This window comes from Secundilactobacillus odoratitofui DSM 19909 = JCM 15043, assembly GCF_001434895.1.
GTDB classification, from domain to species: Bacteria; Bacillota; Bacilli; order Lactobacillales; family Lactobacillaceae; genus Secundilactobacillus; species Secundilactobacillus odoratitofui.
The window spans coordinates 334,647-347,510 of the sequence record NZ_AZEE01000029.1 but is presented as its reverse complement, the minus strand read 5'-3'; the positions used below and the strand labels follow the sequence as shown (position 1 = coordinate 347,510).

General features: G+C 43.3%; 10 protein-coding genes. 8 read left to right on the top strand and 2 right to left on the bottom strand.

Features of this window, described 5'->3' with window-relative positions:
• Nucleotides 1-3 precede the first annotated feature (3 nt).
• Nucleotides 4-1,029 (bottom strand): phosphate/phosphite/phosphonate ABC transporter substrate-binding protein, encoded by a 1,026-nt coding sequence (locus FD04_RS09665; protein WP_056948539.1) that lies wholly within the window; start codon nt 1,027-1,029, stop codon nt 4-6.
• A gap of 235 nt (nt 1,030-1,264) precedes the next feature.
• Between FD04_RS09665 and FD04_RS09660 the strand changes: the two genes are divergently transcribed.
• The 8 genes from FD04_RS09660 (at nt 1,265) to FD04_RS09625 (ending at nt 10,259) form a co-directional block, all read left to right on the top strand.
• Nucleotides 1,265-2,605: a dihydrolipoyl dehydrogenase family protein gene (locus FD04_RS09660; protein ID WP_056948537.1), complete on the top strand. Its 1,341-nt coding sequence runs from the start codon at nt 1,265-1,267 to the stop codon at nt 2,603-2,605.
• A gap of 45 nt (nt 2,606-2,650) precedes the next feature.
• A complete protein-coding gene (locus FD04_RS09655) occupies nt 2,651-3,235 on the top strand; it encodes a uracil-DNA glycosylase family protein (RefSeq protein WP_056948535.1) in 585 nt (194 codons plus the stop codon).
• A 213-nt stretch (nt 3,236-3,448) separates the two neighbouring features.
• On the top strand, nt 3,449-4,099 hold the full coding sequence (locus FD04_RS09650; protein WP_191981754.1) for a sugar O-acetyltransferase: 651 nt from the start codon (nt 3,449-3,451) through the stop codon (nt 4,097-4,099).
• A gap of 267 nt (nt 4,100-4,366) precedes the next feature.
• Nucleotides 4,367-5,029: an HAD hydrolase-like protein gene (locus FD04_RS09645; protein WP_056948533.1), complete on the top strand. Its 663-nt coding sequence runs from the start codon at nt 4,367-4,369 to the stop codon at nt 5,027-5,029.
• Nucleotides 5,030-5,290: 261 nt separating this feature from the next.
• On the top strand, nt 5,291-6,235 hold the full coding sequence (locus FD04_RS09640) for an ABC transporter ATP-binding protein (RefSeq protein ID WP_056948531.1): 945 nt from the start codon (nt 5,291-5,293) through the stop codon (nt 6,233-6,235).
• Nucleotides 6,231-7,754, top strand: a complete 1,524-nt coding sequence (locus tag FD04_RS09635) for an ABC transporter permease/substrate-binding protein (protein ID WP_235805688.1) — start codon at nt 6,231-6,233, stop codon at nt 7,752-7,754. The genes FD04_RS09640 and FD04_RS09635 overlap by 5 nt, the downstream gene beginning before the upstream one ends.
• Nucleotides 7,755-8,132: 378 nt before the next feature.
• Entirely contained in the window at nt 8,133-9,539 is a 1,407-nt protein-coding gene (locus FD04_RS09630; RefSeq protein WP_056948526.1) for an Nramp family divalent metal transporter, read from the top strand.
• Nucleotides 9,540-9,635: 96 nt separating this feature from the next.
• Complete coding sequence (locus FD04_RS09625; protein WP_056948524.1) at nt 9,636-10,259, top strand: TetR/AcrR family transcriptional regulator; 624 nt, start codon at nt 9,636-9,638, stop codon at nt 10,257-10,259.
• Between the two features lie 718 nt (nt 10,260-10,977).
• Here FD04_RS09625 and FD04_RS09615 read toward each other — a convergent pair.
• A complete protein-coding gene (locus FD04_RS09615; protein WP_054700107.1) occupies nt 10,978-12,864 on the bottom strand; it encodes a heavy metal translocating P-type ATPase in 1,887 nt (628 codons plus the stop codon).

Below are 12,864 nucleotides of genomic sequence, written 5' to 3'. Positions count from 1 at the left end.
TAATTATTCGCCAAGTACTTTGTGAGTAGGGGCATACCACTTATCTGAAATACCGATAAATTGAGTATTGCCGTCCTTAGGTAACAGACTGTGCACCTTAGCATCTGATGGCGCAAAGAACTTAGGATTGTTGGTAACGGCCTTTGAAGTCAAACGTTTAACGATTTTGTTGATGTCAGACTTGCTGACCATTTTTGAGTTAACAGCGATTGGTTCGTTTTGAACTGGATAGGCGGCTAGGGCGATACTTTCTTTGCCGCGAACGCTGTTAAATGGCGCTGGCGCGTTAGCATTTACTTTGAAGTCTGCACCGGCCTTAGTTGAATCATTCGTAAACTTACCGTATGAAACAAGGTCCATATCATCGAAAGCAGCAACATCAGCATCACCCTTTAACAGATTAACGGCTGAACCTTGGTGTGAACCACCGAAGAGGACTTTAGAGAAGAACTTGCCACTTTGTTGGAGGTCATCCTTGTTGCTAACCTTGAAGGCTGTCGCAATGGCACCCGCTGGAATGGCAAAGCCGGAAGTTGACGTGTTAGAAACGAATGACATCCGTTTTCCCTTGATCTTTTGTAAACTATACTTACCGTTAACCTTGTATTGACTGGCTTTGTCCTTTGGTACCATTACATAACTGTGATATTGAGCGTCTTTCAAAGTACCAGACTTGCCAGAATACGTTAAGATTGGGGCAACAGCGGCGTTTTGCTTGTGAGCTTGGATGTAACTATCTGGACCCATTAAAGCAAGCTGGGCTTTGCCAGAGGAGATGGCTTGGATTGCAACGTTGTAGTCGGTCGTTGTTTTAACATCAACCTTTTTGCCAGTGGCCTTGCTAATTTCGTGAGCTAACGCTGTCCGAGCTGGACCAGCTTCCTTAGCAGAATCACCAGGTAAAAAGACAACGGTGAGTGACTTGGCCTTGGCAGAGTCACCGGCTGCATGGTTAGAACTACATCCTGCAGCTGTGAGGGCGAGTCCTAAGATTCCGGCGGCAAACAAACTTGTTTTCAATGATTTCATGGCATAAGCTCCTATCTATTTTTTAACAGGTTTAATACTAACGGGTGATTGTAAAGTCGGGATAAATCCTTCGTAAATGTTTGTATCTTACGTGTAAAGCTTTCGTAAATTAAGACACACGTGCTATATGTGGCTAACAGGAATTAGGGGCTAAATAGTGGTTTCACTAGGGCTCATGTAGTATTTTGGAGGTAAGAATTAATAAATTGAAAACTTGAACACAGGAGGTACTCACATGGCATTTGACTACGATACGATTGTAATTGGCGGTGGACCCGGTGGCTTAGCGACGGCGTATGCTTTGAACAACAAGCAACACGTGCTAGTGGTCGAAGGTAATTTATGGGGTGGTACCTGCCCAAACTTTGGCTGTGACCCCAAAAAAATGTTGTACGGAGTTGTCGAGGCAAAGCGTCAGGGGCTTCGGTACCGAGATAGTGGGTTAAAGACGACTGCTCAGATCGACTGGCCCAAGCTCATGGCGTTCAAAAAAACGTATACGGATAAGGTGCCAACGGGCACGGCAGCCGGGCTTGAGAGCGCTGGTATTGATCACTTGTCAGAGACTGCCCATTTTATGGACGCCCATACGCTATTAGTTGGTACAAAAACTGTGACGGGAAATAAAATTGTGATTGCAACGGGCGCTACACCAACAATTCCAGATATTACAGGTAGTGAGCTTTACCAAACGAGTACCGACTTTTTATCGCTGCCGAAGTTACCTAACAAAATTGGGTTTGTTGGCGGTGGCTACGTGGCAATTGAACTTGCTAATATTGCCGTTGAAGCCGGTGCTGAGGTTTACGTTTTCCAACACAATGATCGGTTACTTCGCGGATTCCCAGAGAACGAGACTCAACGCTTACGGCACATCCTTGCCGAAAAAGGCATTCATTTTCATATGAATACGACCGTAACAGCGCTACAGCAAACAGAAACGGGCCAAGTCCGTGTGGCAACGGATGGTGATGCGTCATTTACCTTGGATGCTATTTTTGCCGCAGCGGGGCGTCGGCCTAATATTGATCAGCTTGATTTATCAAAGGCTGGTGTTAAGGCTGAAAAAGGTGGTATCTTGGTCGATGAGCATTTAAAGACCACGGCTGATAATATCTACGCGATTGGTGATGTGATTGCCAAGCAAGCGCCTAAGTTGACGCCGGTTTCTGGCATTGAAGGTCGTTACGTCGCGTCAACACTGTTGGCCGAAACCGTTGAACCAATTCACTATGCACCAATTCCGCACACGGTTTTTGCGGGGCCAGAGCTGGCTCAAGTTGGTGTGACGCTGACGCAAGCAGAACAGTCACCGGAACGTTATACGGTGCGTCATCAAGCTGTTGGTAACTGGTACACTTATCACCGACTGCAAGACCAAGATGCACAAGTAACCACTATTCAAGACAAGCAGTCCGGTCTTTTAGTGGGTGCAGTCGTTTTAGCAATTAATGCTGAGGAATTGATCAACGACTTGACGCAGCTGATCACTGCAAAAACGCCAGCCGATGAGATCAAGAACTGGGTACCAATTTATCCAAGCGTTGCCAGTGACTTGGGCTATTTCTACTACTAAGGGTAGCGTGGTATTATGGAACTAAACGGTTCTAGGAGTGACAGCATGACATCTGCAGAATCAATTTACCAAGCAATAATGGCTGATCCAGATAACGCGCAGTTTACTGAGCAGGGAATTGAGCCACTTTATCACGTTGAACCAAATGCAAAAATTTTAATTATTAGTCAGGCCCCGAGTCGTAAGGGGCAGGCATCGATGACTTACTGGGATGACCCCAGTGGTGATCGGTTACGTGAATGGATGGGTATGAGCCGCGATGAGTTTTACCATTCGGGGAAGCTAGGCGTCGTGCCGTTAGATTTTTATTTCCCGGGAAAAGGTAAACAAGGTGATCTACCACCACGCAAGGGTTTTGCCGAAAAGTGGCACGAACGAGTGCTGAGCCTAATGCCGCAAGTATCGCTGACACTATTGATTGGCGCGTATGCCCAAAAGTATTATTTACAAAAACGGCGACAAAAAAATTTGACGATGACAGTGGAACACTACCAAGATTATTTGCCAGACTACTTTCCGTTAGTTCACCCATCACCACTCAACTATGGTTGGATGCACCAACATCCATGGTTTGAAGCTGATGTGGTTCCTGATTTACAACAACGGATCAGAGCGCTATTAACTGAATGATCGCCGATTTGTGGTATATCGAATTGCCCGTTATTTTTTGAAGCTTGAATTATCGAAAAGGCTTGTAAATTCCTGGATTGGAATCTACAAGCCTTTTTATGTTGACTTCTGATTGAATCATTGTATAAAAGCCCTTACATTTTAATATTGATTCGAATAAATTATATAGTATAATATTGGTACGGATAAATATAAAAATGTGAGGCAGATAAAATGACAGAAAGTTTGAATTATCAACGTATGTTGAACGGTGAGCTATATCACCAAACACCTGAATTACTTGAAATTCGAATGAAAGCACGTGATTTGTTATTTGAATACAATCGATTGAACTACCGTGACCTAGATAGTCGTAAGCGGATTTTAAAGGAACTGTTAGGTTCAGTTGGTGAAAACTATTTCTTTGAATTACCACTGCATTTAGACTATGGGTTTAACGTTAAAGTTGGCGAGAACTTCTTTGCAAACAGTAACTTGACGTTGCTTGATACCGCACCAATTGAGATTGGTGATGACGTTTTAATTGCCCCTAACGTTAGTATCTACACTGCTGGTCACGCACTAGACCCTGAGCTTCGTGTACGGACTGGTGCTGAGTACGCAGTTCCCGTAAAAATTGGAAATCGCGTTTGGATCGGTGGTAGCGTGACGATTTGTCCAGGTGTTACAATTGGCGACAACTCAGTGATTGGTGCCGGCGCCGTTGTGACGAAGTCGATTCCAGCTAATTCACTGGCATACGGTAATCCGGCGCGGGTGGTGCGCCAATTCGATGAACGCGATAAGAAATACTACTTCAAGCAGCGTAAAATTAGTCAGGAATGGCTTGATAAACTTGCCAATGGTGAAACTTTCCACCGTTAATCATTCGCTTAAATTAAGTGATATGTTATGAAAATAAAGTGAAGATGGTGTATTAATTTGTAACTGTAAAATTAATGCGCCATTTTTGTATCCTTTTTGTACATAATCAAAATACTGATGTTTCAATGATGAATGACTGAAGGTGGCCTAAAACGCAATTAATTAGCGGTTGTAAGCTGTGATTATAATCAAGTGCGCTTGTCTTGGAGCTTGTGATAGGGTAACCTATAACACAGGATATATAAGAAACGGAGCGTACAAAAACCTATGAGTAACCAGTTATTTTTTGATTTTGATGGTACGATTGCTAATTCAGAAAAAGGCATTATCTTATCAATTAAGTATATGATCGACCAGTTAAAACTACCTCATTTAACGGATGAACAATACCGGACGTTTATTGGTCCAGCAATGACAACTAGCTTAAATAAGTACTTCCCAGAGCTGTCAGAAGATCAAGTGTTGCGAGGCGTTGATTACTATCAAACGAGCTACGCACAAGATGGCATTTTTGAGCTTGAAGTTTATCCTGGTATTGAAACGGCATTAGACCAACTTAAAACAGCTGGGTATCAACTTAATATTGCTTCCGCCAAGCCGGAAGATGTTTTGCACCGCATTTTAAATCGGTTTAAGTTAAAGGATTATTTTACTGGTGTGTATGGTGCGACTGTCGATGAGCGAATTCGGAGCAAAAAGGCCGATATTTTAGCCTATGGTATTCGTCAAAGTCGCGCCACGCCATCGCAAAGCGTTATGATTGGTGATCGTTATACTGATATGAACGGTGGCCAGGAAAACCAAGTTAAGACGCTTGGTGTGACCTATGGGTTTGGTGATGCAGCTGAACTGAGAGCAGCAAATGCAACGGCAATCGTAACATCACCGGAAGAACTACCAGTGGGGATTACTGCTTTACTGGCAGAGTAATTGATAGCTAGTAACATGATTCAGATTAAACGCGTGCGATGTTTAGCAACATTGCGGGCGTTTTTTCGTAGTTTAAAATAACAGTAAATAAAACAGATGATTATTTCCCGGGTTATGTGCTGATTACCTTCGTATTTACCAAAAAGCTCAATTTTTCTGATTTAAAAGACCAATCTGATTAAAACTTGTAAGTTAAATTGATTGCGGTTCGATTCTAGAATAGTATAGTTAGAAACTGAATGTGAGATCGAGGTGAAACCAATGATTGAATTAGTGAACGTCAACAAGGCTTATGATGAGCAGTACGCCCTTGAAAATTTGAATTTAACGATTAACGATGGCGAATTATTCGTGTTGGTCGGACCGTCTGGAAGCGGAAAGACGACACTTTTAAAAACCATTAATCGATTGATCGTGCCGACTAGCGGTCAAGTTAAAATTGATGAACAAGATGTTGCCAGTGTTGATTTACAGTTGCTGCGTCGTCGCATTGGTTACGTCCTTCAAACGGGTGCGTTGTTTCCCAATATGACGGTTGAGGAAAATGCCAGCGTGCAGCTCGATAATCTGGGCTGGTCAACGGATAAAAAACACGCACGCGTTGCGCAGCTTATGGCCCAGGTTGGGTTAGATCCCGATGCCTTTTTAAGTCGAATGCCAAGTGAACTATCCGGCGGTGAAGCTCAGCGGGTAGGAATCGTTCGGGCCTTAGCTAGTCAGCCTAAGTTAGTGTTAATGGATGAGCCGTTTAGCGCGCTTGATCCTGTTTCACGAAGACAGCTACAAGAGATTGTGCTAGATTTGCATCGTGATCTCGATACGACGATTGTTTTTGTGACTCATGATATGCATGAAGCGCTTCGACTTGCCGATCGAATTGGGGTTGTTTATAACGGTCAACTACAACAAGTTGGAACACCGGAAAATATTTTAACTGAACCCGCAAACGCATTTGTGGGTAATTTCTTTGCCGATGAGCAGCAGACTAATCAGTTGCTTGGTCAGGTGATTGCAGCTGGTTTTGGGCGGCCTAAAGAGGCTGAAGATATTGGATTAACGATGAGTAAGGGCCAAAGCTTGTTTGAAATGGCTGCCACCCTCAATGAATCGGGTAAGCACCAAATTATTGTGGGCAACATGGTTTTAACTGATCAAGACTTAATCGCCTATATGGCTTCATTGGAAAGTGGGGGTGACCGTCATTAATGCGATTGTAGCGTATGTTCAAAAAAATGGGAGTGACCTTTTAACTGCGTTGTGGCAGCATATTACGATTTCGCTCATCGCGATGGTAATCACCATTTTAATCGCTGTTCCACTCGCGATTGTACTCATTAATCATCGGCGAGTTGGCGAGTTTATCTTACAGGTTGCGGGTGTGATACAGACTATTCCCAGCCTCGCCGTATTAGGTATCTTGATTCCGTTTGTTGGTATTGGTACCGTTCCTGCGATTATAGCATTGGTTTTGTATGCAATTATGCCGGTGTTTCAAAACACTTACGCAGGACTCACGAATATCGATCCGGTTTTACTAGAGGCAGCGGACGCCTTGGGCGTAACACCACGATTTAAACTCTTTCGTGTTGAGTTGCCGCTGGCAATGCCCATGATTCTCTCAGGTATTCGAATTGCCACGGTATTAGTCATCGGAACGGCAACACTGGCTGCTTTGATTGGTGGCGGTGGCCTTGGGACATATATCTTACTGGGGATTCAGACAAATAATAATGCGGCTCTCTTAGTGGGAGCGATTTTATCAGCTATTTTGGCTTTACTCGCAAACTTACTGATCAAAGTGTTAGCCAAAGTACCTTTAAAACGCCTAGGAATCGGTGTGTTAGTACTGGCCGTGTTAGGTGTTGGTGGTAGTGTTGGGCATGCATTGTTCACCAAGCCAACTGAAACCATCACGATTGCCGGTAAGTTAGGCGGCGAGCCAGAAATCCTGATTAATATGTATAAGGACCTGATTGAGCAGGATAACTCAAACGTAAAAGTGATTCTAAAACCTAATTTTGGTGGTACCAGTTTTCTATTTAAAGGGTTGCAGAGTGATAAAATTAACGTTTATCCGGAATTTACTGGTACGGTCATGCAATCATTAGTTAAAACGAACAAGGGCGTTAATAAGAATCCTAAAATTGCGTATCAGGATGCCAAACAAGCGTTGAAAAAACAGTTTAACCTGACGTATCTCAAACCAATGGCTTATCAAAATGACTACTCCGTGACCGTTCGTGCTTCGACAGCAAAAAAGTATCATCTCAAAACGGTGTCAGATTTAGCTGCCATTTCAGATCAATTCACTGGGGCGTTTGATCCGGACTTTTATCAACAAGCGGATGGCTATCCTGGCTTAAAGAAGACGTATGGGTTACACCTCAAAGCAGCAAAGACAATGGAGCCGTCGCTACGTTACGAGGCACTTGCCAATGGTCGTGTCGATGTGACGGATGGCTACACGACTGATCCACAGATTAAGGCAGATCACTTGGTCGCGTTGAAGGATGATAAATCGTTCTTCCCTTCTTACCAAGGTGCACCGTTGATGAAGACGTCGTTTGCTAAACAGCATCCAGGTATCGTTAAGAGCCTATCAAAGCTGAGCGGTAAAATTTCAGTCAGTGATATGCAAAATATGAACTATCAAGTCACTGTTAAACATCGAAAAGCAGCAGTGGTTGCGCGAGAATATTTAAAGGCACATGGATATTTGAAGTAATTGGTGAAAAAGACCAAGTTTCGATTTGAAACTTGGTCTTTTTGCTTGAATTTGGTGAGAAAAAACGATCAATCAACAAAATTAGGGAGTCCAAAATTATAATTCCAGGATAAATATAGGTGAATTGAATGAGAACCTTAATTAAATCCGCTTACATCATTAAGAAACGCTTGTGTTTTAGATTTATGGTGGTATAGTATGTTGTGGCAGTTGAGCGGGCGCTCAATTAGCCACCTAATGAATAGAATTGCTTTGAATGTTTGGATCAAAGAAAGCATAACTTGATATGAATTTAAACGGCAACGCTTAACGTTATATCAAATCACGTATTTCGATGACCAACCGAATTTCTAAGCCAATAGAAAAGAGGTTTTAATTGTGAAAGAAGCAGATGAAGAAAAGCGCGCAGGATTCGTCCAAGGTGTTGGCGGTGACGGCAAGAGTTTGGATGAAGTCAATGGGAGTGTGCAAGTTCCTAAGAACGCTGGCTTTTGGAAGACTTTGATGGCCTATACAGGGCCAGGAATCTTAATTGCAGTTGGTTATATGGATCCAGGTAACTGGATTACGTCAATTGCCGGTGGTGCTCAGTTTAAGTACAAGCTCTTAACCGTTGTTTTGATTTCCAGTTTGATTGCTATGTTGCTTCAAGCGATGTCGGCTAAACTGGGAATCGTGACAGGTAAGGATTTAGCGCAACTAACGCGGGAACGGACTTCTAAGAAAATGGGAATCGTTCTTTGGGTGATTGCCGAATTAGCCATTATGGCGACTGATATTGCTGAAATTATTGGTTCGGGTATTGCACTTAAGCTATTATTCCACATCCCGTTAATTGTCGGCATTATCATTACCGCGGCTGATGTTTTGTTGCTGCTGTTATTGATGAAGTTAGGGTTCAGAAAAATTGAAGCGATTGTGGCCACTTTGGTTACTGTCATTTTGTTAGTTTTCGCTTACGAGGTTGCGTTATCAAACCCAAGTATCGCTGGTATCTTGGGCGGTTATGTACCTTCAAGCGACGTGATTACTAACCATTCAATGCTCTACTTGTCCCTTGGGATTGTTGGGGCAACCGTTATGCCCCATGACTTGTATCTCGGTTCTTCAATTTCCCAGACTCGTCAGTTGGATCGTTCGGATCGAAATGACATTGCGAAGGCAATCAAGTTCTCCACAATTGACTCTAACATTCAATTGTTCTTAGCGTTCATCGTGAACAGTTTGCTGTTGATCTTAGGTGCCGCATTATTCTTTGGAACTGATAGCTCACTCGGCCGATTCGTTGATTTGTTCAACGCTTTAAGTAATAGTCAGATTGTTGGTGCGATTGCCAGTCCTATGTTGAGTATGCTCTTTGCGATCGCATTGCTGTCATCAGGTCAAAGTTCAACTATTACTGGGACGCTTTCCGGTCAAATTATCATGGAAGGGTTTATCCGTCTTCGAGTACCATTGTGGGTACAACGGTTGGTGACACGATTACTCTCAGTTACACCAGTTTTAATTTTCGCGATTTACTATCATGGTAACGAAGCTAAAATTGAAGATTTACTGACCATTTCGCAAGTGTTCCTGAGTATCGCTTTACCGTTTGCCGTCATTCCCCTAGTAATCTTTACCAGTAGTAAGACCTTAATGGGCGAATTTGCTAACCGTACTTGGGTCAAGTACAGTGCTTGGGTGATTACTGTTGTATTGATCATCTTGAACATTTACCTGATTGGTCAAACGTTGATGCCGTACATTGAAACGTTCTTGACCGATATTCAAAAAATAATGTAGCTAAAAAAGGGTGGGTACCAGTAACGACAGATGGGGCCGCCCCTTTTTAGTAAAATCATTGCAACCAGTTGAACATAAAAATCAAGGATGGGTGACATGGTAAAAAACGCAACCAAAAGTGATCATCAACGGGAAAAGATTATTAGTATTGCCCGGGAAATGTTTGCGGAAAATGGTTTTGAAGCAACAACAACACGTAAAATTAACCAAGAAGCGGGAATTGCTGAGGGGTTAATGTACTATTATTTTCCACATGGTAAACGCGAAATTCTGGATACTATTGTGTATCAAGGCATCACAGAACGAATGAAACAGGTACACTTTACGTTAACGGACTGTGAATCAACTGATGATTTAGAACAGCGATTACTAACGGTCTTCAAACGAGTTTGGTCGATTTTTCAAAATGAGGAAAACTACCAATCGTTCATGATAACGATTCGTGAACGGATGCTACTATCACAAGGACAGGCCGATTGGTTATTGGGTGTGCTCAATGGTTTGGTGGATCAAATTGCGGTTCAATTTAAGGCAATTTCCGCCATTTTACCAATTCAGTCGGATCAGTGTCATCCATTGGCACGCGTTGTTGTCTCAATTTATCAAAAGGTGATCTACGATGAATTATTAATTAAAAATAATCGTCATATGACACCTGAGATAACGGCCCAGTTACAGCCACAACTCCACTTAGTGTTGGGACTATTGCAAGCGGCGTAAGCTTAAACGATATGGTTAACGGGTGATTTTGATAATCTAAAAATGAAAAGAAGAAACGTTGATATACCAACGCTTCTTCTTTTTTCTTGATTCAGGCTCTATTATTGCTGTGGCAGAAATCGTCGCACGAATTTGTAAATCACATATAAGCAGCTCACAGAGCATACTGTATTAGTGATAATCCAAATGGTTGTTTCCCAAAAAGGTAACTCCGGCGTGACTTGCAGTGTCCAAATGACCCCGACTATCCCGCCGAGCATTTCTAGCCAAGTAGGAATGGGGGTATGGCTATCTTTGATTAACACTTTTACAATATTTTTGGTCATTGCCAAGTCATTAAAAGCAATCAGGTTCAGGACCGAGAAAATTAAGAACAGTACAACTCTTGTATGAATAGTCTCGTCTAAGTATATCGTTGCCTCCGCTGCGAAAAATACTCCAAGTATAACGACGAGCCCCTTTTTAATGAATGTGAGCATCAATGTTAGTTACCACGCTTCCAGGAAATTTTTTTAAACAGATTCTTTGATCTGACATTTGAAACAGTGCTTTTACACCAGTGTAGCAGAGTGCAACCAGAAATTAAGAACGAGATAGTTTACCTCAGGTCATGACAACAACTGTTGACGGAGATAGTTAGCTGACAGTCGACGAACCACATAAAAAGCACCTCAATAGGTTATATTGAGGTGCTTTGACGTAATTGAACAATTAATTGTTACAGTCGTTGTAGCCTTAGAGCATTAACAATAGCAATCAGCGTCACACCGACATCTGCGAAGACCGCTTCCCACATGCCAACAATGCCAACGGCACCAAGTGCTAGAAACACGATTTTGACAAGCAAGGCGAACGTAATGTTTTCCCAAACGATGGTTTTCGTACGCTTGGCGATTTTCATCGCAACATTGATCTTAGTCGGCTGGTCATCCATGATGACGATGTCGGCTGCCTCAATCGCAGCGTCCGCACCGAGACCACCCATTGCAATTCCAACATCAGCGCGTGCTAGGACGGGGGTATCGTTGATGCCATCACCAACGAAAGCAACACGGTGATTTTTGGCATGCGCGGCCTGTGTGAGTGTTTCGATGGCAGTTACTTTTTGTGCAGGCAACAGGTCGGACTTAACATGGGAAATACCAAGTTGTTTACCGATTCGATCAGCAATATGACGATTATCACCTGTGAGTAAAACCGTTTGAATATCATGTTGCTTCAATGCAGTAATGGCTGATTCAGCATCTGGTTTTGGTTGGTCGGCAACCGTGATTTGGCCAACGTATTGACCATCAAGGGCGACGTTGACGCAAGTGCCGGTCAATTCGATATCAGTGAGTTTGATCTGGTGAGCAGCCAGTGCTTGTGCATTACCGATAATGACACCCTGGCCGTTCACGGTGGCACTGATACCATGACCGGCTGTTTCAGTGATATCTTGTACATCATAGTCAACCAGATTATCTGGATATGCGGCGACAACTGACTGGGCAATGGGGTGATTAGAATGTTGTTCAACGGCCGCTGCCAAACCAAGTAACTCGTGAGCGGTCATCGGTGCAACTGGTGCAATTTTGCTAACCGTAAATTTCCCTTGAGTTAAAGTACCGGTTTTATCAAATGCAATCGTGTCAACGTGATTGAGCACTTCAAGGAAGTTACTTCCTTTAATCAACACACCGTGACGAGAAGCAGCACCGATACCGCCGAAGAAGCTGAGCGGCACTGAAATAACCAGTGCACACGGACAACTGATGACAAGGAAAACCAGCGCACGGTTGATCCAGGTCGCCCAGGTTCCTAGACCTGTCAGCGGTGGTACAATGGCCAGTAGTAGGGCCAGTCCAACGACGACCGGTGTGTAAATCCTTGCGAAACGCTTGATAAACTTCTCCGTTGTCGTCTTCTTTTGACCAGCATTTTGGACAAGGTCCAGGATATGAGCAATTGTGGATTCCTGATAAGGTTTCGTAACCTGAACTTCCAGCGCACCAGTTAAGTTGATGGTACCGCTGAGCACTGTGTCGCCGGTTTTGACATCGCGTGGTAGTGATTCACCAGTTAGTGCTGACGTGTCTAGACTAGATTGTCCAGCGACTAACTGACCATCAAGGGCAACGCGTTCACCAGGTTTTATGAGCATGATTTGGCCCGGTTGAACCTGCTCAGGTTTCATGGCTTTTGGCCCGGTCGGTGTTTTGACAGTAGCTGTTGTCGCCTTGACTTTGAGGAGTGCCGTGATAGATTGTTTGGATTGGTTAACCGCGATATCTTCGAATAAATCGCCAATTTGATAGAATAGCATTACTGCGATGGCTTCAGCGTAGTCACCGAGGGCCAGTGCACCGACCGTCGCAATCGTCATTAAAAAGTTTTCATCAAAGAGATCACCAACCGCAATGTTTTTAATGGATTGACGAATCACCGGAAAGCCAATGATGAGGTAAGCCAGTAAGTAGAAGAAAATAGTTAACTGTGATACTGGAAAATGAAGGGTTATTAATAATATAATGGTTGAGCTAGCTATCATAAGTAGTTCAAGCTTATGATCGATGAGTCCCCGCAGTGTTTGACGCGAGCGGGAGGAGATTGTTAAAGATTTCAT